Source organism: Botrimarina sp. (assembly GCF_040219535.1).
Classification (GTDB): Bacteria; Planctomycetota; Planctomycetia; order Pirellulales; family Lacipirellulaceae; genus Botrimarina.
Window position 1 is genome coordinate 97,229 of the sequence record NZ_JAVJSH010000029.1, and the last position, 20,228, is coordinate 117,456.

The 20,228-nt window shown below is 69.9% G+C and carries 20 protein-coding genes; 10 read left to right on the forward strand and 10 right to left on the reverse strand.

Going from position 1 to position 20,228, the window contains the following annotated elements; all coding sequences use genetic code 11:
- The first annotated feature begins 79 nt into the window (after positions 1 to 79).
- The 3 genes from RIC11_RS16610 (at position 80) to RIC11_RS16620 (ending at position 1,723) form a co-directional block, all read left to right on the forward strand.
- On the forward strand, positions 80 to 442 hold the full coding sequence (locus RIC11_RS16610) for an STAS domain-containing protein (protein ID WP_350213306.1): 363 nt from the start codon (positions 80 to 82) through the stop codon (positions 440 to 442).
- Positions 443 to 480: 38 nt separating this feature from the next.
- Positions 481 to 879 (forward strand): VOC family protein, encoded by a 399-nt coding sequence (locus RIC11_RS16615; RefSeq protein ID WP_350213308.1) that lies wholly within the window; start codon positions 481 to 483, stop codon positions 877 to 879.
- A gap of 94 nt (positions 880 to 973) precedes the next feature.
- Complete coding sequence (locus RIC11_RS16620) at positions 974 to 1,723, forward strand: lipase family alpha/beta hydrolase (protein ID WP_350213310.1); 750 nt, start codon at positions 974 to 976, stop codon at positions 1,721 to 1,723.
- On the opposite strand, the gene RIC11_RS16625 is transcribed toward RIC11_RS16620, so the two are convergent.
- From RIC11_RS16625 to RIC11_RS16645, 5 genes are all read right to left on the reverse strand, one after another.
- Entirely contained in the window at positions 1,689 to 2,252 is a 564-nt protein-coding gene (locus tag RIC11_RS16625; RefSeq protein ID WP_350213312.1) for a DUF1579 domain-containing protein, read from the reverse strand. The genes RIC11_RS16620 and RIC11_RS16625 overlap by 35 nt on opposite strands.
- A 397-nt stretch (positions 2,253 to 2,649) precedes the next feature.
- Positions 2,650 to 3,498 (reverse strand): hypothetical protein, encoded by an 849-nt coding sequence (locus tag RIC11_RS16630; RefSeq protein WP_350213314.1) that lies wholly within the window; start codon positions 3,496 to 3,498, stop codon positions 2,650 to 2,652.
- Between the two features lie 117 nt (positions 3,499 to 3,615).
- Positions 3,616 to 5,100, reverse strand: a complete 1,485-nt coding sequence (locus RIC11_RS16635) for a hypothetical protein (RefSeq protein ID WP_350213316.1) — start codon at positions 5,098 to 5,100, stop codon at positions 3,616 to 3,618.
- Positions 5,101 to 5,652: 552 nt separating this feature from the next.
- Positions 5,653 to 6,765 (reverse strand): flagellar motor switch protein FliM, encoded by a 1,113-nt coding sequence (gene fliM / locus RIC11_RS16640; RefSeq protein ID WP_350213318.1) that lies wholly within the window; start codon positions 6,763 to 6,765, stop codon positions 5,653 to 5,655.
- 149 nt (positions 6,766 to 6,914) lie between these two features.
- Positions 6,915 to 8,186, reverse strand: coding sequence for a glutamate-5-semialdehyde dehydrogenase (locus RIC11_RS16645; protein WP_350213320.1), 1,272 nt, complete (start codon positions 8,184 to 8,186; stop codon positions 6,915 to 6,917).
- Between the two features lie 83 nt (positions 8,187 to 8,269).
- Between RIC11_RS16645 and RIC11_RS16650 the strand changes: the two genes are divergently transcribed.
- Entirely contained in the window at positions 8,270 to 8,929 is a 660-nt protein-coding gene (locus RIC11_RS16650) for an MOSC domain-containing protein (RefSeq protein ID WP_350213322.1), read from the forward strand.
- 14 nt (positions 8,930 to 8,943) lie between these two features.
- Here the strand turns inward: RIC11_RS16650 and RIC11_RS16655 are convergent, their stop codons facing one another.
- Together RIC11_RS16655 and RIC11_RS16660 are read right to left on the reverse strand one after the other, a co-directional pair.
- On the reverse strand, positions 8,944 to 9,132 hold the full coding sequence (locus tag RIC11_RS16655) for a hypothetical protein (RefSeq protein ID WP_350213323.1): 189 nt from the start codon (positions 9,130 to 9,132) through the stop codon (positions 8,944 to 8,946).
- Positions 9,133 to 9,185: 53 nt separating this feature from the next.
- Positions 9,186 to 10,709: an AI-2E family transporter gene (locus tag RIC11_RS16660; RefSeq protein ID WP_350213325.1), complete on the reverse strand. Its 1,524-nt coding sequence runs from the start codon at positions 10,707 to 10,709 to the stop codon at positions 9,186 to 9,188.
- A gap of 70 nt (positions 10,710 to 10,779) precedes the next feature.
- Between RIC11_RS16660 and RIC11_RS16665 the strand changes: the two genes are divergently transcribed.
- The 3 genes from RIC11_RS16665 to RIC11_RS16675 are packed head-to-tail and all read left to right on the forward strand — an operon-like array spanning position 10,780 to position 14,448.
- Complete coding sequence (locus RIC11_RS16665; RefSeq protein WP_350213327.1) at positions 10,780 to 11,808, forward strand: lysylphosphatidylglycerol synthase domain-containing protein; 1,029 nt, start codon at positions 10,780 to 10,782, stop codon at positions 11,806 to 11,808.
- Positions 11,805 to 12,875 carry a glycosyltransferase family 2 protein gene (locus RIC11_RS16670; RefSeq protein WP_350213329.1) on the forward strand — a complete coding sequence of 357 codons (1,071 nt, stop codon included), beginning with the start codon at positions 11,805 to 11,807 and terminating at the stop codon, positions 12,873 to 12,875. The genes RIC11_RS16665 and RIC11_RS16670 overlap by 4 nt, the downstream gene beginning before the upstream one ends.
- 40 nt (positions 12,876 to 12,915) lie before the next feature.
- A complete protein-coding gene (locus RIC11_RS16675; protein ID WP_350213331.1) occupies positions 12,916 to 14,448 on the forward strand; it encodes a hypothetical protein in 1,533 nt (510 codons plus the stop codon).
- Between the two features lie 107 nt (positions 14,449 to 14,555).
- On the opposite strand, the gene RIC11_RS16680 is transcribed toward RIC11_RS16675, so the two are convergent.
- Positions 14,556 to 15,416: a hypothetical protein gene (locus tag RIC11_RS16680; protein ID WP_350213333.1), complete on the reverse strand. Its 861-nt coding sequence runs from the start codon at positions 15,414 to 15,416 to the stop codon at positions 14,556 to 14,558.
- A 198-nt stretch (positions 15,417 to 15,614) separates the two neighbouring features.
- Entirely contained in the window at positions 15,615 to 17,147 is a 1,533-nt protein-coding gene (locus tag RIC11_RS16685; RefSeq protein WP_350213335.1) for an RNA polymerase sigma factor RpoD/SigA, read from the reverse strand.
- A gap of 259 nt (positions 17,148 to 17,406) precedes the next feature.
- On the opposite strand from RIC11_RS16685, the gene RIC11_RS16690 reads away from it, so the two are divergent.
- Positions 17,407 to 18,309, forward strand: coding sequence for an acyclic terpene utilization AtuA family protein (locus tag RIC11_RS16690; RefSeq protein WP_350213337.1), 903 nt, complete (start codon positions 17,407 to 17,409; stop codon positions 18,307 to 18,309).
- Positions 18,310 to 18,352: 43 nt separating this feature from the next.
- The gene (locus tag RIC11_RS16695; RefSeq protein ID WP_350213339.1) at positions 18,353 to 19,144 is read left to right on the forward strand and encodes an enoyl-CoA hydratase/isomerase family protein; all 792 of its coding nucleotides are present in this window, start codon (positions 18,353 to 18,355) and stop codon (positions 19,142 to 19,144) included.
- An 18-nt stretch (positions 19,145 to 19,162) separates the two neighbouring features.
- On the opposite strand, the gene RIC11_RS16700 is transcribed toward RIC11_RS16695, so the two are convergent.
- On the reverse strand, positions 19,163 to 19,501 hold the full coding sequence (locus RIC11_RS16700) for a VanZ family protein (protein WP_350213341.1): 339 nt from the start codon (positions 19,499 to 19,501) through the stop codon (positions 19,163 to 19,165).
- A 281-nt stretch (positions 19,502 to 19,782) separates the two neighbouring features.
- Between RIC11_RS16700 and tadA the strand changes: the two genes are divergently transcribed.
- Positions 19,783 to 20,217: a tRNA adenosine(34) deaminase TadA gene (gene tadA / locus RIC11_RS16705; protein WP_502879397.1), complete on the forward strand. Its 435-nt coding sequence runs from the start codon at positions 19,783 to 19,785 to the stop codon at positions 20,215 to 20,217.
- Positions 20,218 to 20,228: the final 11 nt, after the last annotated feature.

The window sequence follows — 20,228 nt, forward strand, 5'->3', positions numbered from 1 at the left end:
GTGGTTACTCGTGATCGGGTACGATCTCGCAATTCCTCTGCGTTAATCGGCGTTCATCCGTGGTTCCCCCGAGGCGGCGATGGGCGAAGCGAGCGCGGTCGATCTGTTCGACGGGTGGCGGGCCACGTTCGAGCCAGCGGGCCAGTGGCTGTCCGTGCGGCTGCACCCGCCGGGCGGCACGGGCCAGTACAAGCTGGCCGAGCTGCTCTGGGACGAGGTCCGCCGCCGCGGAGCGACGCAGGTGCTCGTCGAGATGGACGACGTCGCGTTCCTCGCGTCGGCCGTGATGGGCGAGCTGGTGCGGCTGCACAAGCGGCTCGCGGTCGCCGGCGGCCGGATGCGGCTGTGCGGCCTGCGGGAGCACCCCCGCGAAGCGCTGCACGTCGCGCGGCTCGACGAAGTCATCCCGACCTACGCCACCCGGGGCGAGGCGCTCGCCTGATCGTCGCCCCCCCCACGGTCCTCCCGGCCCAGAGCGTCATGCCCGCGTCGATCCTCGCCAACGAGCACGTGCTGGCCGTGCCCGACTTGGCCCGTTCGGTCGCGTTCTACACCCAAAGACTCGGCTTTGAGGTCGCGTGGTCCGACGCGCCGAAGGACTTCTCCAATGGATGGTGCGCCGTAGCGCGCGACGATTGCGTCGTGCGGCTGGGCCACTGCCCCGACGCGGCGCCGCCGGCCGAGTTGGGCGACCACGGCTACTTCGCGTACTGGCTCGTGGACGACGCGTCCGCCCTCCACGACGCGTGGTCCGCCGCGGGCGTCCCGATGCTCTTCCCGCCCCGCGACGAGCCGTGGGGCCGCCGCGAGTTCGCTATCCGCACTGCCGACGGCCACCGGATCATGATCGGCCAAGCGATCGACCCGCCCGCGGCCTGAGGCGCCGATTACCGCTGATTTCTGGCCCCGGGTTGGTCGATCCGAGGGGGGTGAGCGTATAGAGAGCCAGTCCGCTCCCCCGCCTGCCGCCGCTATGATCCAAGCCGCCGAATTGCAATCGACCGCCCCCAGCGGGCCCGCGCGGCGCCGCGAGCTGGTCGTGATGACCCACGGCATCGCGTCGACCCGGTTCTTCCTCACGCCGCTCGCCACGCGCCTGGTGCGGGCGGGCTACGCCGTGCGGCTGCACGGGTACCCATCGCTGTGGTGGAGCAACCGGGATTTCGGCAGGTCGTTCGCCGCGCTCTTGCGTCGGCTCGGGCCGAAATACGAGAAGGTCCACCTGGTCGTTCACAGCATGGGCGGGATCGTCGCCCGGTGCGCACTGAAGGAGGAGCTGCCGGACAATTTCGGCCGGGTGGTGCAGATCGCCCCGCCGAACCGCGGCTCGCACGTAGCGACCCGCTTGGCGGTGGACAGCCCGTCGGCCGCGTGGAACCACCTGGTCGTCCGGCCGCACCGCTTCGTCGCGCCCACGCTGCAGGAGCTGACCGACCTGCCGGACAGCTTCGTCAATTGCCTCGGTCCACCGCCGCCGGGCGTGGAGATCGGCGTGATCGCGGCGAGCCACGACAACGTGCTCCACCCCGGGCAGACGCACCTCGACGGCCAGGCCGACCACGTGACCGTCAGCGGCTGGCACACCGGGATCCTCTGGAAGCGCGAGACGGCTGACATGGTCGTGCGCTTCCTCCGCGACGGCGGCTTCGGAGACCCTTTGAAGTCCGAACCGGCCTGCGCGCCGACCACTATTCTGCAGCCCGCCGCATCTGGCCGGTCATGAACGTGACCCACTCGCCGCCCTCGCCCTGGGCCTCCGAGCGGGACTCGATGTGGTCGCCGTCGACGAAGCGGTACGAGTCGCGGTAGAGGGTCGTCTCGCCGCCGCCCATCAGGTTCGGCCCGGTGGTGTTGAGCGTCAGCGTCTGGGAGGCCTCGTCGTAGTCGCCCTCGTACACCCACAGGTGGTCGAGCATCGTGTCGACCCACGTGCCGACGTACTTCGACTTGTTCGAGTCGTAGCCGATCGTCTGCAGGCCGGTCACCTTGGTCGGGCCGTCGTGCATCCGCATCCGGTTCACGACCCACCGCTCGCCGAGCGGCTGGGAAGAGACCGTGCCGCGGCTCTCCACCGGCGCGGCGCCGGGCTCCATCACGCACTCGCTCTGGACGACCCACTCGCCGACGAAACGCTGCAGCAGCTCGTGCTCGGGCGCCGGCTCGGCGAAGTCGGGCCCGTGCTGCGCGCGGGCGGCGGCCGCGGCGCACGCAGCGACCAAGAGCAACCCCCATCGATGATAGAACCGACTCATAGCGGCGCTCCGCTTCGGTGCAAGAAAAGCCCCTCGACACGGCCGCTCACTTTAGCACGGAAGCGGCCCGTCGGTGCGGAGCGGGCAACGGGCGCAGCCGCCGAGCGGCCGCGGTGGCCAATTCGCGGATTTCCGCGCCCACGCGACGCGACAATTGGCCGGTTTGCGCGCTGGCCGATCGGCGGCGAAACGCGTCCGACGGCCCTCCCCGGAGCGCGACTTGTAACGGATCGCTAAGTGGTTGCCGCACAAGGTCTTAGTCCCCCTTTGCGACACTTTTAACGTGACACGGCGAAAATGTAAGTGTCGCGTTTGTTTCATAAAAGTGCGGGCAGCCGCTGGCCCGCGCCGGCCCGCGGCCGATCGGCGAAAGGGCGCCGCGCACAACACCCGCCTGCTAGAACAACCAGATCGTCACGAGCGGGTTGTGGCCGCGCTCGATCGCCGCGTCGCGGAGGGCTTTGGCGCGGGGCCCGCCGCAGATGGCCCAGGCCATTTCGATACGCGACGGGTCGAGGAACGGGGCGAGCAGCCCCGGCGTGCGGCCGTCGTAGATGGCGGTCACCCGGCCGAGGTCGGGCCGGTATCGCTTGTCGATGCCCGGCTCTCGCCAGACTTCCAGGCCCATCGCTCCGAGCCGCTGGATGACGGCCTCCATTTCTTCCAGGGCAGCGGGGTCTCGGCCGTAGTACGCCCGACCGCACGACACATCGATCGCGGCGCCGTCGACGTGGCCGATCGGCTCGCGGACCTGGTCGATCATCCACTCGGTACGCTCTGCTCCCTCGAGCTTGTCGGGCGGCCGGGCGGTGAGGGTCGGTCCGAGATAGAGGATCACCCGCACGCCGGGCATCGACCTCCGGATCGCCGCGACGAGGGTCGGGAACTCCCGCGCGATCGGCGCGCCGGCGGCGAGGCAGTTTTGGTAGTCCTCCCAGACATGCGTGTCCCTGCCGGTGGGGACGCTGGTCTGCATGGTCCCGTCTTGGCAGCCGAACCAGCCGTGCAGCACGACCACCCGCGCGCCTTGGGAGGACGCGTTCTCCAGCCGCTCCCATTGGCCCTGGCGCCGGAACACGTCGACGGCGCTACGCTCCGCCAAGCCGTGGTTCAGCCCGAGCGGTTGCTCGATGTCCTTCAACGGCCAGAAGACTCCCAACGGCTGATCGCCGAGGGTGGGCTGGGCGAGCGCGAGCGTCGCGGCGAAGCCAGCGAGAACGGCCCGCCGCACCACGGAGGTAGGCATCACTTTATCGCGGCAGAGTCGAGAGAGCATGCTTCCGATGATCCGCAAAACAGGCTGCCGCGGAGCAGAGGGACGGCGGCGCCGATCGGAGTGGCGGGGGAACTGGTCGAGCAAGCCTCAATCCACCTCGCTCGACTCTTCCCGCTCCGACGGCGTGACCCCGTCGGGTTCGTCGTCGTAGTAAGCGCGGCGCCTCGGCTGCGGGGCCGGGGCAGGCAGCCGGCCGGCCCGCGCCAGCATCGTATAGGCTTCGGCTTGGTAGGCGTTGGTGGTCCACGACGTGTCGGGGTCGATGATCTTGGAGCCGAACAGCACCCGCCCCAACCAAGCGATGAACAACACGACCGCCGAAGCGGCGACGATCTGCATGATGAAGGTCTCGATGCAGCCGCGGGACAGCGCGAGCACCTGCGAGCTGCTCGCGCTCAGCAGGGCGAGCATGAACGGGTTGCCCGGCTTGCGGATCAGCATCTCGTCGAGCAGCCGCAGCACCCAGCCGGTGATCAGGCCGTACAGCAGGTGGATGTGCAGACCGCCGTCGTAGTAACACTGGCCGACGACGTTCACACCCCAGTTGATGTAGCCGGTCTTCTTCCAAACGCCCAGCTGACGCGGCAACACGGCGCCGATGCTCTCGGGCTTCTCGGGCCACACGCTCCGCGGGATCGGGTTGACCAGCACGTAGTAGGGGACAAAGAAGTGCTGCCCGGTCAGGACGCCGCGGTCGGGGTTGTTGACGTAGTGGATCGTCGTGAGGCCGACCTCTACCGAGTCTTGCCCGTCGAGGATGCTCGTGACGTCGGCGTTCTGGATCGCCCGCGGCAGCTTCTCGAGCGCCGCCATCGAGAGCTCGAGCCCGCTCTCGCCGGACCAGTAGAAGCTGTGGCGGATGAGCGAGTAGCCCGCCAGCACGGGCAGAACGACCGCCATGCTGATCGCGACCCAGAGGACCGTCTGCGAGATGCTCTTGTACCGCAGCGTGAGCCAGTACACGCCGATCGGGATGACCATCAGCATGCTCAGCAGGTACCGGCGCGACGTGCCGGCCGCCAGCGACCAGAGCAACGCCAGGACCAACAAGGCGAGCAGGTTCACCAGCCACAACACGTTGCCGCGGCGCTGGTACCACGCCACGAACGCGATGGTCAACGCGATCAGCGGCGACTGCAGCGCGAATTGCCGCACGATCTCCCCGACGAACGGGATCGAGACCTCGGTCATCTGGAAGACCGCGAGCGCCGCCACCAGGGCGGTCAGCAACATCAGCGGCACGCTGGTCATCGGCGGCCACTTTCGCAGCGACTTCCCCGCCAGCTTGCGCGGGCCCTTCAGGTAGCAGTAAGCAAACGCGGCGGCCGTGTAGTACACGACGGCCCCCACATAGAAGAGATAATAGTCTTTCTTCGCCAGCGGCGAGTAGTCGGGAGTGGTCGCCGCGTTCACTCCCGACAGCCCTGTGAACAACAGCGAGCCGAGGAGGAACAGGTTCCAGAAGCTGAGGGCCTCGTGCTTCCGTTTCAGGGTGGGCACGATGATCATCAACGCGAACACAACGACAGCCGCTAGGCTGAACAGCAGCAGCACGCGTTCGTTGGCGTTCACAGCGTCGACTCCCACTTGTGCCCGGCCGCGCCGCCGCGGGCCGCACGCCCCGCGACGCCGCTCGGCGAGGGCGGCGCGGTGGCGGATAGCCGGGCGCGGCAGTTATCCCAAGGCGTGATCAAAGGACGCTTCAGCACGGGGGACGGCGATACACGGGCCCTGTGAGTCCGTTCGGCAACGCCGGCGGGCCGACCACACGAGGCCGCTGGTTTATAGGTTGGTAGTCGGCTGCAACGCGCGCCGGCTTGCCGGAAGATCGCCACGAAGTGCGTCAGGAGAAGCCGGCTGCCGCTTTATACGGGAAGGCCGGGGAGGGAGAATTGCGACATAGAAGAACCGCACTATGCCGCGCTGTGACAAATGGTTGTCACGGCTGCGGGGTCAAGACCCTCGTTCTATCGACCACTCGAGGCGATCACGCCTTGCCGGCTGTTGATTTATCGACGGGCTGCGTCGCCCTCCCCGCAGGGCGTCGGGACGTCGGCCGAGTGCCGACGCGTTGCGAGCTCGGCGAGACCGAAGAAGGCCAAATTGGCGCTTTTCGACAGGCTGCTAGTTCGGCGCGGTCGGCTTACCGACCGGGATCGCCCGCTCCTGGATCGGCTCGAGGATCTGCACCGCCTTGCGGCCCTTGTACGAGCCGCACGACGCGAAGAACTTCGCCCGGTCTTCGACCGACATCACCAGCGGCGCGTGGATGTCTTTCTCGGTGGTGATGATGTCCCCGACCCGCAGGCCGATCAGGTCCGACGTGGAGATCTGCGAACGCGCGAGCTCCACCGACAGCTCCACGATCGACTTGCTCAGCCGCGCGCCGATCTGCTGTATGGACTCGGGCGTCGAGGGCTTCTTGCTATAGCTCACCCAGCTGTTGGCGCTGAGTTTCCCGCCGATCCGCTCGATCGAGTTGAACGGCACGCACAGGTTCATCATGCCCCTGGTCTCGCCGATCGTCAGCTCGAAGCTGATGAGCACGACCACCTCGTTCGGCGGCACGATCTGCACGAGCTGGGGGTTGCTCTCTACCGAGTCGATCACCGGCTCGAGCCGGATCACGTTCTCCCAAGCGCCCTTCAGCTCGGCGAGGAACAGCGAGGTGATCCGCCCCGCTAGGCGCAGTTCGATCTCGGTCAGCGGGCGCCGCGACGGGATCGCGCCGTCGGCCGATCCCCCCAGCAGCCGGTCGATGATCGGGAACAACAGCGACGGGTTGATGTCGAGGATCAACTGGCCCTCGAGCGGCGGCGCGTTGATCAGGTTGAAGCAGGTCGGGTTCTCGAGGCTGAACACGAACTCGCTGTAGGTGAGCTGGTCGACGCTCGTCAGCTTGACCTCGACGATCGTGCGGAGCAGCGCCGAGAGGGCCGCCCCGTAGTTGCGGCTGAACCCCTCGTGCATCGTCTGCAAGGCGCGCATCTGCTCCTTGCCGACTCGCTCGGGCCGCTTGAAGTCGTAGGTGGTGACCTTCTCGGTCGGCCTCGGGAGCGGCGCGATGCTCGGCGCGACGCCCGACCCGCCGAACGACACCGGCCTGGCCGCGGGGGCCGGCGCGGCTTGGGCTCGGGGGCCCGGCGACGCTTTCTCACTCGGCGCAGCGGCGACGGCCCCGCCGGCCGAGCCGAGCAGGCTCTCGATTTCGTCTTGGGAGAGGATGTCGTCGCTCACGGGACGCTGTGCGACAGGGGGCAGGGGCGTGTGGCGAGATGGTAGGCAAACGCGGCCTTGCCGGCACGGTCAATTGCCGCGGCGGTGCTAGCAGAGGGCGCCGGCGGCTGGAGCCCCGCTAGCCTTAACCCTTCCCCACCCCTTCCCCTCTAGCCCCGCACTTGCCCCGTGCCGTGGACCACGTACTTGTAGCTCGTGAGCTCCTCCACGCCGCAGGGGCCGCGGGCGTGGAACTTGTCGGTGCTGATGCCGATCTCGGCGCCGAGGCCGAACTCGCCGCCGTCGTTGAAGCGGGTGCTGGCGTTGACGACGACCGCCGCGCTGTCGACCCCGGCGGCGAAGCGCTCGGCGGCGGACAGGTCGCGGGTGACGATCGCGTCGGTGTGGTGCGACCCGTACGCGTTGATGTGCCGGATCGCCTGGTCGAGCGAGTCGACGACCGCCGCCGAGATGACCGGGCCGAGGAACTCGGCGCGGTGGTCGTCGTCGGTCGCGGGCTTGGCCGCGGGGAGTAGCTCGGCGATGCGGGCGTCGCCGCGGACCTCGACGCCGGCGGCCAGCAACGCCTTGCCGACGCGCGGGACGAGCTCTTCGGCGGCGTCGGCGTGCACCAGCAGCGACTCGGCCGCGTTGCAGACGCCGTACCGTTGGGTCTTGCTGTTGACGGCGATCGCTTCGGCCAGGTCCGGGTCGGCCGACGCGTCGAGGTACACGTGGCAGTTGCCGTCGAAGTGCTTGATGACGGGCATGGTCGCTTCGGCGGCGACCCGGCGGATGAGGCCTTCCCCGCCGCGGGGGATCGCCACGTCGATGCAGTCGTTCATCTTGAGGAACTCGCCGACCGCCGCCCGGTCGGTGGTGGTGACCAGCTGCACGGCGTGCTCCGGCAGCCCGGTGGCGGCGGCCGCCTCGGCGAGCGTGTCGACGATCGCCTGCGAAGAGTGGATCGCCTCCTTGCCGCCGCGGAGGATCACCGCGTTGCCCGCCTTGACGCAGATTCCCGCCGCGTCGGCCGTCACGTTGGGCCTCGACTCGTAGATGAAGAACACCACCCCCAGCGGCACGCGGACCTTGTCGATGCGCAGGCCGTTGGGCCGCACCGTCGAGCCGATCACCGCCCCGATCGGCTCGGGCAACGCGGCCACTTCTTCTAGCCCGGTGGCGATCGCCTCGATCCGCTCGGGCGTCAGGCGCAGGCGGTCGGTTTGGGCGTCGGTCAGCCCGTAGTCCGCGGCGGCCGCCAGGTCGCGCCGGTTGGCTTCGGACAGCCGGTCGCCGCCGGCGCGGAGCGCTGCGGCGGAACGGCGCAGCCAGGCGATCTTGGTCGCCGCGGGCAGCACGGCGAGGGCCGCCGACGCGTGCTTGGCTTGTTCGGCCGTCCGCCGGCAGTAGGTGGTCAGGTCGTGGTCGGTATTGGTCATCGTCGAATCGTCCGAGAAGCGGGGCCGCGAGTGGGCTATTATCGCTGCCGCAACGCATTCCAACGAGCCCCGGCGGCCCGGCCATGGCGACGACCCCCACACTCATTTCGATCCAGATCGGCCAGCCCGAAAGCCGCGAGCCGGTCGCCGGCGACACCAGCGAGCGGCCCTGGCGGACCGCCTTCTACAAGACGCCCGTCGAGGGCCCCGTCCGAGCGGCCCGGCTCGCCCTGGAGGGGGACTCGGTCGCCGACACCCGCGTGCACGGCGGGGCGGACAAGGCGGTCTGCTGCTACTCGGCCGAGCACTTCCCCTACTGGCGAGAGCGGCTGGCCGAGCCGGGCCTCGGCGGAGCGGCATTCGGCGAGAACTTCACGGTGAGCGGCCTCACCGAGGAGCAGGTCCGGCTGGGCGACCGGTGGCGCGTCGGCACGGCCACCTTTGAGGTTTCCCAGCCGCGGCAGCCGTGCTGGAAGCTCGCCCGGCGGTGGCGACGCAAAGAACTCGCCCTGTGGGTGCAGCAGACCGGCTACACGGGCTGGTACCTGAGGGTCGTTGCCGAGGGGCACGTGACCGCCGGCGACGAGATCCAACTAGTCGAGCGGCCCCTGCCAGTTTGGACGATCCACCGTGCGAACGGCGTCATGTACGGCGAGGCCGACGAGCGGGAAGTGGCGGCGCTGGTCGCCGTCGGGCCCCTGGCGGAGAGCTGGAAGCGACAGTTGGGCAAACGCCTGCGCTGAGGCCGCCGCCGTGTTCAGCGATCGGCGGCCGATGCGATCGCGTCCTGCAAGACGCTGGGCACGCCAGGGTCGAACGCCACGAGCAGGACGGTCTGGATCACGCGGCTCGTGCTGAGCAAGCCGTCGACCTCCCGGACGGCGTTCACGATCGCGTCGACCGACAGCTTGGTGATGTCGCCGAGCTGGGCTTCGAGCTTCGGCATTCGGACTGCTTGCTCCGACACCCGTTCCCCGCTTTGCGGCGCCCGCCGGTCGATCAGGCCGTGCCGGGGGCCTCCTGGCCGGGCGAGTCGAGGCTTTCGGCTTGGAGCACGTCGAGCTCCTTCTTGAGCATCCCCAGCAGCGCCTGCATAAACGCGGCGAGCATCGGGCCCACGAGTATGCCGACGGGCCCGAGCAGTTGCAGGCCGCCGAGCACGCTGAGCAGCGCGAGGAGCGGGTGCAGGTTGGACTGCCCGTGCAGCACATACGGCTTGATGAGGTTGTCGATGGACGACACGACGGCCGTGCCGTAGATCGCCATCCCGACAGCGGGCCACAGGTCGCCTTGGGCGAAGTAGACCCACAGCGTGACCGGGATCCAAACGGCCGTGGCGCCGACCAGCGGCACGATCGCTAGCAGCATGGTGAGCACCGTGAGCAGGACGATCGGCGGCTGGAAGCGCAGCTCGGGGGGGATCGCGTCGGGCGTGTCGTAGTGGGCGGCGATCGCCGGTGGGGTCCAGCTGTCGAGCACGAAGTAATAGCCGATCCCCGCCAGCACGCCCTGCACGACCGCCGAGAGGAGCGTGGCGAGGACCACCGCGCGGCTCACGGTGGCGAACTGTTCGAGCAGCTCTCGCTCGTAGTCGTCGTCCAGCGGCGACAGGTTCATTAGCGTGTGGACGATCACCGGCCCGTCGGCGAAGAAGTAGTACAGGGCGAAGATCAGGATCGCCAAGCCGATCACCGAGCCCACGAGCGACTGCACCCCGACCAGCCCGATCCTCACCGCGTAGCGCGCGCTGTAGCGGGCGAGCTCCGAGGGGTCGAACTCGGCGTTGACGTTCTCTTGGTAGAAGTCGCTGAGCGGCTTCAGGCGGAGCCAGATGGCGTCGCTCCACGACTCGGCGACCGAGTCGGCGGCGGGCGCCTCGGCCGGGGGCGGGGTGCGTTCGCCGTCGGTTCGGTCGGCGACCGGGGCGGTGTCGTCGGCCGCCTCGCCCGCTGCGCCGGCCACCACCCCCGGCGGCGCGTCGGGCGGGTCGATCGCGTTGCCGGGCAGGTCCCGCAAGAGCGGCGGGCCGCCGAGCGAAGCGGCTTCTTCCGAATCGTCGTCGGCCAGGGCGATCCGCACCACTCGGGCCGTTTCGACATAGGCCATCCACCCGAGCAACGCGGTCGGCACGACCACCAGCAGCGAGATGATGGTGGTCGTGGCGAGCGCAGAGACCTCCTTCCGCCCCTCGAACTGCTCGAGCGACCAGGCGTGGAGCGGCTTGAAGATCACCGCCAGCACGGCCGCCAGGAACAGCGGCACGAGGAACGACGACATCACCCGGAAGAAGAACACGCCGATCAACGCAACGACCGCCACCAGCACGATCAGCGACACCACACGCGGCAGCCCGGGAAAAGCGGCCGACACGGGCGCGGGCCGCGTTTCGCCGGCCTCGCCGGCCGGCCCGTGCGCCGCTCCGCCTGCTTCGACGGCTTCGGCGTTGAGCGGCGCCCCGTCGGGGACCGATCGCTGCTTTGCGCCGGCTTTGGCGGGGCGTTTGCGGTTGGGCTTGGCGGCCAACGGTGGTCTCCTGCTAAGTTCGGCGGCGGCCAGGGCCGGCCGGTTGTCCCACGATTCGACGAGATTCTGCTTGCGAACGCCAGCCACACCGCCGGGAGCCTCCTCGCCGCGTCGGTGGCTGATCGCCGGGCTCAAGCTGGCGGTGGTCGCGGCGGTCGTGTGGTTCGTGAGCCAAACCGTCCGCGAGGCGTGGCGGGAGCTCGCGCGGCGCGAGCTCGCGCTGTCGCTCGCCCCGGCGCTGGGGGCCGGCGCGATGATCGTGTTGGCTCAGGCGCCGATGGCGTGGTTTTGGCGGCGCACGCTCGTCGCGCTGGGCGAGCCGGCGCCGCTGGGCGGGGCGATCAAGGCGTTCTACCTCAGCCAGATCGGCAAGTACGTTCCGGGCAAGGCGTCGGTCGTGCTGATACGCACCGAGCGGCTCCTCGACGCGGTGCGTCGCGACGACCACGACGCCTTCGAGGCGGCGTGCGGCCGCACGGTCGCGGCGGCCGTCTTCTACGAGACGCTGACGCACATCGCGGTCGGGTCGTTGATCGCCGCGGCGCTGACGGTCGCCACGGTCGAGGGCGACCCGAACACCCGGCTGGGCCTGATGGCGTTGTCGCTCGCCCTGGCGGTGGCTTGTCTCACGCCGACGCTGCCGCCGGTGTTCTCCCGCTTGCTTAAGAAAGTCGCCAAGGCGCCCAGCAGCGAGGTGGCCCGCGAGCGGCGGCGGTTGACCTACGGGTTGTCGGCCCTCGGCGCGGTCTGCGCGGCTGTCTCGTGGGGGCTGATCGGCGTGGTGGTTTGGCTTTCGGCGGTGTCGGTGGGGGCGGCCGGGTGGGGGGATTTTTCTCGATGGCCGCTGTGGGTGCTCGCCGCGGCGCTGCCGACGGTGGCCGGGTTTGTCTCGTTGCTGCCGGCGGGCCTGGTCGTCCGCGAGGCGCTGTCGCTGGTGATCCTTGCGCCGGCGTTGGGCGAGGCCGACGCGTTGGCGGTAACGATCGCGGTGCGTTTGGTCTGGGTAGTCACCGAGCTCTGCGTGTGTGGTAGCCTGTTAGCTAGCGGGGCCATCGGAGCGGCCCGCCGCGTGCGAAGCCCCAGCCGGAAGTGGCCTTGAGCGAAACGATGACCCTGCGCCAGCGACCCGGCGGCCGGCCGATCTCGGTCGTCGTGCCGGTGTACAACGAGCACGCCACGCTCGCGGAGCTGTACCGCCGCCTCGCCGAGACGGCCGACGAACACCGTTATTCGCTGCAGGTAGTCTTCGTCGACGACGGCTCGACCGATGGCTCCTGGCAGGTGATCAAAGGCCTGGTGGAGCGGCACGCGGGCACGGTCGAAGGGGTCCGTTTCCGCCGGAATTTCGGCAAGGCCGACGCGCTCAGCGCGGGCTTCTCGGCGGCCACGGCTCCGGTCATCGTGACGATCGACGCCGACCTCCAAGACGACCCCCACGAGTTGCCGAACCTGATCGCGAAGCTCGACGGCGGGCCCGAGGGCGCCTTCGACGTGGTCAGCGGCTGGAAGGTCGACCGCCAGGACCCATGGCACAAGCGCTGGCCCTCCCTGGTCTTCAACGCGCTGGTCAGCCGCCTGACAGGCGTGCGGCTGCACGACCACAATTGTGGCCTAAAGGCCTACCGCCGCGAGGCGCTCGAGGAGGTCCGGCTGTACGGCGAGCTGCACCGCTTCATCCCCGTGCTCGCGGCGGCCAGGGGCTACCGCGCCACCGAGGCCCCCGTCCGCCACTTCCCGCGCGAGCACGGCGTGTCGAAGTACGGCGTGAGCCGGATCGTCAAGGGATTGCTCGACCTGATCACCGTCAAGTTCCTGACGGGCTACGGCGAACGCCCGCAGCACGTGCTCGGCGGGCTGGGGTTGCTCGGCTTCGCGTTGGGCGCGGGGGGGCTGGTTTATTTGGCCGTGAGGTGGGTCGTGAGCCGGGCCGTTCCCGGCCTGGAGCCGGTCCACCTCCACGAAACGGCGGCCCTGTTCTATTCTCTTGCGTTGTGCACCGTGGGCTCGCAGTTCCTCGTCGTCGGCTTGTTGGGCGCGATGATCGCTTCGCTCCAGCAACGCCACGCGGCCGGCTACTCGATCGCCGAGCGCGCGGTCGCCACGCCCCCCAGCGGCGACCCGTCGCCCGCGAGCGGCGGCGCCGCCGCGTCCCGCAACGCATCGTGACGCCGCCCCACCGCCACCGCCCACCGACGACTCCTCCGCCATGGCGCCCGCTACCGTCCCCGTGACCAGTCCAGCCTTGGCGCGGCGCTGGGCCATCTACACGGCCTTGATCGCCGTGTCGCTGGGTCAAGCGGCCGGGAAGATCTTGGCCGTCGACTCGGTCGACCTCACCCGGCTGGAGCGGTACCGCATCGAAGCGGCGATGCGCCGCGAAGCGGACCGGCTCGAGGAGGCCGGCGTGGAGGACACCGAGCGCGACGCCCGCATGGCCGCGCGTCGCGAGCGACTCGAGGAGGAGATGCGCCTCGGCCGGCCGTTCTTGAGCGCGAACGACCGCAGCCGTTGGCTGGCGATCCGAGCGATCGCCGAGAACGGCGTGTTCTACATCGACCCGCTGCTCGAGGAGCCGACGTGGGACACGATCGACATGGTCAAGCACGCCGGACCCGACGGCGAGCCGCGCCTGTACAGCAGCAAGCCGCCGCTGTTGATGGTGTTGATCGCGGGCCCGTACTGGGTGCTGATGCAGCTCACCGGCTCGACGCTCGGCGAGTCGCCGTACCTGATCGGCCGGACGCTGCTGCTGTTGCTGAACGTGGGGTCGCTCGCGGTGATGCTGACCAGCGTCGCTTGCCTGGTCGAGCGCTTCGGGCGCCGCGACACGGACCGGGTGTTCGCGATGACCGCCATCTGCTTCGCCACGCAGCTGTCGAGCTTCGCCGCGGTGCTCAACAACCACCTCTTTGCCGCGGCGGCGACGGCCCTGGCGACCGAGCTGTGGCTCGGCGTCATCGACATCCCCAAGCCCACTCTCCGCCGCTGCTTCGCGACGGGCGTGGTCACGGCGTTCGCCGTCACGTGCGAGTTGCCGGCGCTCGCATTGGCCGCTTGGATCACGCTCTCGCTGCTGCTGCACCGGCCCAAGAGCACGCTCAAGGGGTTCTTGCCCGGTGCGCTGCTCGTGGCGGTCGCGCTGTTCGGCACGAACTACCTGGCGCACGACAGCCTGCGCCCGCCCTATGCGCACCGCAGCGAAACGGACCCGGCGGACAACTGGTACGACTACGAGTACACGGTCGGCGGCAAGACGCGGGACAGCTACTGGAGGGACCGCCAGGGGATCGACGTCGGCGAGCCCTCCAAGGCCCGCTACGCGCTGCACGCGCTGGTGGGCCACCACGGCGTGTTCTCGCTGACGCCGGTTTGGATCGTCAGCGTTTTTGGGCTCGTGCGGATGGCCTTCGCGCGACGCGGCGCGACGCGGGAATTCGCGTGGGGGGTGCTGCTCGTCTCGGCGGCTTGCCTGGCGTTCTATCTGGGGCTGCGGCCGCAGGACGACCGCAACTACGGCGGGATGACCACCGGCTTCCGCTGGCTCTACTGGCTCGCGCCGTTGTGGGCGGCCGCGTTGCCGGCTGCGATCCGCCGGCTGAAGCGGACCCACATCGGGATGGCCTTCGCCGTGGCGTGCCTCGCCTGGTCGGCGATGTCGGCGAGCTACCCGACATGGAACCCCTGGACGCATCCCTGGATCTACCAGTGGATGGACTACCTGGGATTCGAGCTGCCCTGACGGCCGGCCCCGCAAGCCGCGGGCGGGGCGCACGAAAAAGCCCCCGCTCGGGTGAGCGGGGGCGTTGAGGGCAAACAACCGTGGGAGCGGCGAGCCAGCACCGGGCGTCAGCCGCCGACCGGCTCGGCGTACGCGGCGCTTTCGCGGGGGGCGCCTTCGTCGGCCATGCTCTCGGCTTCGCCGGCGTCGTCGGCTTCGGATTCGGCCCGCTCGGTCGCGCGTCGCATCGCCTCGTGGTAGTAGGCGACGGCCATCTGCATTTCGGTGCGGGAGAAGTAGGGGTTCCGCACGGTGCTGCGGACAGTGCCGTCGAGCTTTGTGGCGAGCTCGGCCCAGCTCACCTCGCTGTTGGCGTGCCACACCGCGGCCTGCGCGGCGCCGCGTTGCAGGTCGCCGCGGCCGAAGGCCGCCAGGAGCTCGATGACCTCGGGCTTGCCGGACAGGTACTCGTCGGCCGGGACGATGTCGTAAGGCTTGCTCGAGGAGGGGATCCGCTTGCCGTGGTCCAGGCACAGCAGGGGCACGTCGATCTTGGCGGCTTCTTCGGGGGCGACGCTGAACGCGCCGCCGCCGCCGCCGAAGCCGCCGCCGCCGAGGCCACCGCCGCCGAGGCCGCCGCCGCCGCCGACCGCTTGGCCGCCGCCGCCACCGCCGAAGCCACCGCCGCCGCCGCCGAATCCGCCGCCGCCGATCTGCGCGAGCACGGGCACGCCGACGAACGCCTCGGGCATGCGCAGGCGGAGCTCTTGGTCGCTGCGGTTCTCGACGATCAGCCGGCCTTGGCGGTCGTTTCGCGCGACGAACTTCACGTCGACCAGGTCGTCGTCGATGGCGTCGAACAGGTCGAGGGCTTCCTCGGCTTGGGCGTCGGCGTCGGGCGCGGGCCCCGCCGCCTGGGCGCCGGTCCACGCCGAAACGAACAGCAAGCTGGCGGCTAGCAGCAGGTAGAACAGGGCCCGATTGCTCATCGAGAGGGTTTCCGTTTGAAGGGGCGCTTAGCGAGGGATCCGGCCGCACGGCGGCGGGGGGTCGGACCGGCGGGACAAATCAGCGGCGAGGGGCGCAGGCCGACCGCCGCCTTCCAGCGTAACCAGGCCCGGCCGCGTTTTCCAAGCAATCCCGGGCCCGAGGGGCCCGGGCCTGCGGCGAGCCACAGCCACGCTCCCTCAGAGCTCCACCGGCAACTCGACCCCGTCGAGGAAGCTGGCCAGGGAGCGCGAGCGGTAGGGCTGCTGCAGCTTGCGGACGGCCTTGCTCTCGATCTGGCGGACCCGCTCGCGGGTGACGCTGAAGATCTTGCCGACCTCCTCCAGGGTGTAGCTGTACCCGTCGGTGAGGCCGTAGCGGAGCTTGAGGATCTCTCGCTCGCGGTAGGTCAGCTCGCTCATGACCTCGTCTAGCCGGTCCTTGAGCATCTCTTGGTTGGTGTCGTAGAGGGGGTCGTCGTCCCGCTGCTCTTCGAGGAACTCGCCGAAGTAGTTGTCCTCGGTGTCGCCGACGGGCTGGTCGAGCGAGAGCGGCTGCCGCGTCATCTTGAGGATGACCTGGGCGTCCTCGAGGGACATGCCGAGCAGGTCGGCCACCTCCTCGGCCGACGGCTCGCGGCCGTGCTGCTGCACGAAGTCGGCCGACATCGCCCGGACCTTGCTCATCGTGTCGATCATGTGGACCGGCAGGCGGATGGTGCGGCTCTGGTCGGCGATCGCGCGGGTGATCGCCTGGCGGATCCACCACGTGGCGTAGGTGCTGAACTTGTAGCCGCGGGCGTGCTCGAACTTGTCGACGGCCCGCATCAGCCCGGTGTTGCCCTCTTGGATCAGGTCGAGGAAGGACAGGCCCCGGTTGCGGTAGCGCTTCGCGATCGATACCACGAGCCGCAGGTTCGCCGCCGACAGCCGGCGCTTGGCCGCGTCGTAGGCCTCGCGCCGTTCCTTGGTGCGGGCGACCAGGTGGGCGAGCGTCTTGGGGCTCTCGTGGGTGACCCGCATCAGGTAGCGTAGCTCGTGCCGCAGCTCGAGCTCGTGGGTCTCGTCGAGCAGCTTCTCCGGCTCGGCGAGCTGCTCCTTGATGGTCGCCATGCGGTGCCCGATCTCGTGCAGCTGGTCCATCAGCGGCAGCAGCCGCTGGAGGCGGAGGTTCATCTCCTCGACCAGGCGGATCACCTTGTTGCGCCGGCTGATCAGCCGCCGCCACGCGGCGCGGCGCTCGGACGTCTTGCGACGCGAGTCGACCGCGGCGAGGAAGTCGGGCGTGTTCTGTTCGAGCAGCGCGTGGATCGTCTCGAGGTTCGGGCCGAGGCGCCTCAGCAGCCGCTTCTTCTCCACGGTGTTGGTTACCGAGATCTCGATCGTGCGGTCGAGCCGCAGCTCCTTGCGGTGCACCTTCTCGAGCAAGTCTACCGCTCCGCGGAGCAGGTAATCGTTGCAAAGCAGCGAGCGGCGGAAGCGGGTCCGGGTGGCCTCGATCGCCTTGGCCGACGAGATCTCCTCGTCCCGGTTGAGCATCGGGATCTCGCCCATCTGCATCAGGTACATACGCACCGGGTCGTCGACGTGCGACTCCGCCGGGTCGTCCCGGTGCTCGACGGGCGCGGCGGCCGCTCTGGGCGGGGTGGCGCCGGCCTTGGGCTTGAACGTGGGGCCCTTCGCGTCGGAAGGAGGGGAGGCCGGGTTACGCTTCTTTCGCGGGGAGCGTGGCACAGGCTGGCTCGCAGTGAAAAGTGGGGCGTCGGAAGAGTTCCCAGCCGAGGGGTCGTCGGCCGCGGGTTCGCCGGTCGCTTTGAGCAGCCGGCAGACCAAACGGCCGCCGGGCCGGCCGCAGCCGACGCCAAACTCCTTGCTACCAATCACTTACGGCTCCCGCTACAGTTTGGATGTCACGGCCGCGTGTCGTGTAAATCCGACCTTTCGCTTGACGCGTGTGGCGTTTCCGAAACGCTGCTTCCCGCGGCATCCCGTCATGCCAGACCCGCCCCCAGACGCCGACGCCACGTGGCTCCGCTTGTTCCTGGGGATGGCCGCCGATGGAGTCGTCGCGCCTCGCAGCTTGATTGCCTCGGAGCTGGGCGACCTGACGCTCGAGCTGTCCGCCGACCGGCCGGCCGTGGCCCTGAGCAAGCTCCGCACGCTCGGTCGCGCCCTAGGGCCGACCCTCTACGTGCAGCCCGACACGCAGCTGCGTCTGGTAACAGGCGAGCTGTCGCCGGCCCAGGCGGCGCGTGAGTTCTGCCGCGCCCAGGTGGCGGGTGGCAACGATGGCGTGCGGATCGGCGTCGTGCGTGGCGAGGGAGTGCTCGATCGGCTGGAGGAGTTTCTCGCGGCCGGCTGCGACCTGGACGGCGAGCGCTCGCTGCGCGACGCGGGGCGCCAGCCGGCCGCCGCGTGGGCGCAGGCCGGCGCGGGCGTCGTCGACGCGGCGTTCGGGGCGGGCGCCTCGGTCGTCGTGAGCCGGCGCCCCGTCCGCACTTCTCACGAACCGGGCACGACTCCTGTTGAGGTGGTGTTCGTCACGGAGCACCGCGTGCAGGCGCCCTGGTCCGCTTTCGAAGCGCTATGGCCGCGCGCGTCGACCGGGCAGGGCGAAGCGGTCGACGCAGAGCTTGCGGCGTCGATCGGGCTCGGGGTGCGCGTCGAGTTGATCGATACCGGCGGCGAGCGGCAGCTGTGCGTGGCCGGCGTGAGCGAGCCAGGCGTCCGCGCAGCGGCCCGGCGGATCGAGTTGCTCGCCACGCCGGGCGCGTTGTCGGCGCCATTGGAGAGCGGTGTGGCGCCCGTGATCCGGCGGGAGCGACTGCGCACGCCGACAAGCCTACTGGAGTTTTTCGTCGACACCCGGGGCGCCGCGGAGTGGGCCGAGGCGTAAAACTAGGTCAGTCCCAGACACCCGCCTACCGCGCCCTGTGCCCATGATTATGCCGAGCGACGCGGTCGAAACTCGCGTGGATGGCGCCGTTGCGACGGTGCTGCTCAACCGCCCCGATTCGGGCAACGCGCTCGCACGCTCGATGATGGCGGAGCTCAGCCAGGCGCTGTCGGACTTGCACCTGGAGAAACGCGTGCGGGCGATCGTGCTGACCGGGGCGGGGGAATCGTTTTGTGTTGGCCGCGACCTGGCGGAGCTCGCCGGGGGCGACGACCCGGTCGCGGACATGGCCCGCTGGGGCGACGAGGCGGCCGAGTACCGCGACCTGCTGGTGTCGATGCTCGAGTTGCCCAAACCGATCATCGCGGCGGTAAACGGCCCCGCGTTGGCCGGCGGTGGGGGACTGGTGCTCGGCTGCGACATCACCGTGGGGTGCCACACGGCGAGCTTCGGCTTTCCCGAGCCGCGCCGCGGCACGATCGCGGGGGTTGCTGCGCCGCTGCTCGCCCACCGGATCGGCGCCGGCGTGGCCGCGCGGCTGCTGATGTCTGCCACGCCGATCGAGGCGGCCGAGGCGCACCGCGTCGGTGTTTACCACGAGCTCGTGCCGGCCGATGTGCTCTGGGCCCGCGCGTTCGACCTGGGGAAGGAATGCGCGGCCGCCGCGCCGCAAGCGGTCAGCCTCACGAAGCGGCTGCTCTACGAGACGGTCGGCGAGCAGCTCGGCGTGCAGCTCTCCAGCGGCGCGATCGCCAGCGCCACGGCGCGGACGACCGAGTCGGCGCGCGAGGGGCTCACCGCCGAGCAAGAAGGCCGCTCGCCGGAGTGGCCGTGACGGCCGGGCCGGCGGCGGTCAGCCGGCCGAGCGCCTCTGCCTGAGATAGCGGGCCCGCCAGGCGTCGACCGCCACGCCCAGCACCGCGCCCGTCGCGTCGGCGAGCCAGTCGGCGAGGTCGCAGACCCTGCCGAAAATCGGCTGCGACAGCTCGTCGATCGCCGCCAGGGTGAGGACCATTAGCAGCACCGCCGCCACGCCGAGTGGGCTCATGCGCCAGCCGGCGAGCCGCAGGTTGACCGTGGTCAGCAGGGCGAGCCCGAAGTACGCGGCGGCGTGGATCGGCTTGTCGTAGAGCATGAACTGCCCGTCGACCGCCTGCCGCGGCAGGTGGGTCCCGATGAACAGAGCGGCCACGTAAACCGCCAAAGCGATGCGCCACAGTGCGACGCGCCTGCCAGAAACAGCCCGGGCAGGGTCCTTCGTTCTTGCGGGATCGCTCACAGCGGGCGCCGGTGTGGGGCTCGGTGGTGGGGGCAGTTTCTCGGCGGACGCTCAACAACTAAGTTGGCTGGGCCGTCTTGGCGGGGCCGCCCCCGGTGGGGCGGATCATCGTACGTGATTCAGTGTGCGTGGGTTCCTTACTTTCTGACGCGGGCCGCGGGCGGATGCTGATACCTCAACCCGAAGACGTCGCGATGATGCGCCTCGCGCTGGGCGAGGCGCGCGCGGCGGCCTCCGACGGTGAGGTGCCCGTCGGCGCGGTGATCACCTGCGGCGACCAGGTCGTCGCCGCCGCGCACAACCAGAGAGAAGCGCTCCGCGACCCGACGGCCCACGCCGAGATGATCGCTATCACGCAAGCCGCCGAGTCGCTGGGCGGTTGGCGCCTGGAGAACTGCACGCTCTACGTGACCCTGGAGCCCTGCCCGATGTGCGCCGGCGCCATCGTGCAAGCGCGGGCGCCCCGGGTGGTGTACGGGGCGAGGGACCCGAAGGCCGGCGCGGTGGAGAGCCTCTATTCCCTGCTCAGCGACACGCGGCTCAACCACCGCTGCCAGGTTCTGGGGGGCGTGCTGGAGGAGGAGTGCGGCGGCGTGCTGCGCGAGTTCTTCCGCAGCCGGCGGGGCTGAGTCCGCGGCGG

Coding starts and splice junctions, on each gene's coding strand:
- RIC11_RS16675 (WP_350213331.1), top strand. CDS start 12,916: ATGGCGCCCGCTACCGTCCCCGTGACCAGTCCAGCCTTGGCGCGGCGC.
- RIC11_RS16650 (WP_350213322.1), top strand. CDS start 8,270: ATGGCGACGACCCCCACACTCATTTCGATCCAGATCGGCCAGCCCGAA.
- RIC11_RS16695 (WP_350213339.1), top strand. CDS start 18,353: ATGATTATGCCGAGCGACGCGGTCGAAACTCGCGTGGATGGCGCCGTT.
- RIC11_RS16690 (WP_350213337.1), top strand. CDS start 17,407: ATGCCAGACCCGCCCCCAGACGCCGACGCCACGTGGCTCCGCTTGTTC.
- RIC11_RS16625 (WP_350213312.1), bottom strand. CDS start 2,252: ATGAGTCGGTTCTATCATCGATGGGGGTTGCTCTTGGTCGCTGCGTGC.
- RIC11_RS16620 (WP_350213310.1), top strand. CDS start 974: ATGATCCAAGCCGCCGAATTGCAATCGACCGCCCCCAGCGGGCCCGCG.
- RIC11_RS16645 (WP_350213320.1), bottom strand. CDS start 8,186: ATGACCAATACCGACCACGACCTGACCACCTACTGCCGGCGGACGGCC.
- RIC11_RS16610 (WP_350213306.1), top strand. CDS start 80: ATGGGCGAAGCGAGCGCGGTCGATCTGTTCGACGGGTGGCGGGCCACG.
- RIC11_RS16630 (WP_350213314.1), bottom strand. CDS start 3,498: ATGCCTACCTCCGTGGTGCGGCGGGCCGTTCTCGCTGGCTTCGCCGCG.
- RIC11_RS16615 (WP_350213308.1), top strand. CDS start 481: ATGCCCGCGTCGATCCTCGCCAACGAGCACGTGCTGGCCGTGCCCGAC.
- RIC11_RS16655 (WP_350213323.1), bottom strand. CDS start 9,132: ATGCCGAAGCTCGAAGCCCAGCTCGGCGACATCACCAAGCTGTCGGTC.
- tadA (WP_502879397.1), top strand. CDS start 19,783: ATGATGCGCCTCGCGCTGGGCGAGGCGCGCGCGGCGGCCTCCGACGGT.
- RIC11_RS16680 (WP_350213333.1), bottom strand. CDS start 15,416: ATGAGCAATCGGGCCCTGTTCTACCTGCTGCTAGCCGCCAGCTTGCTG.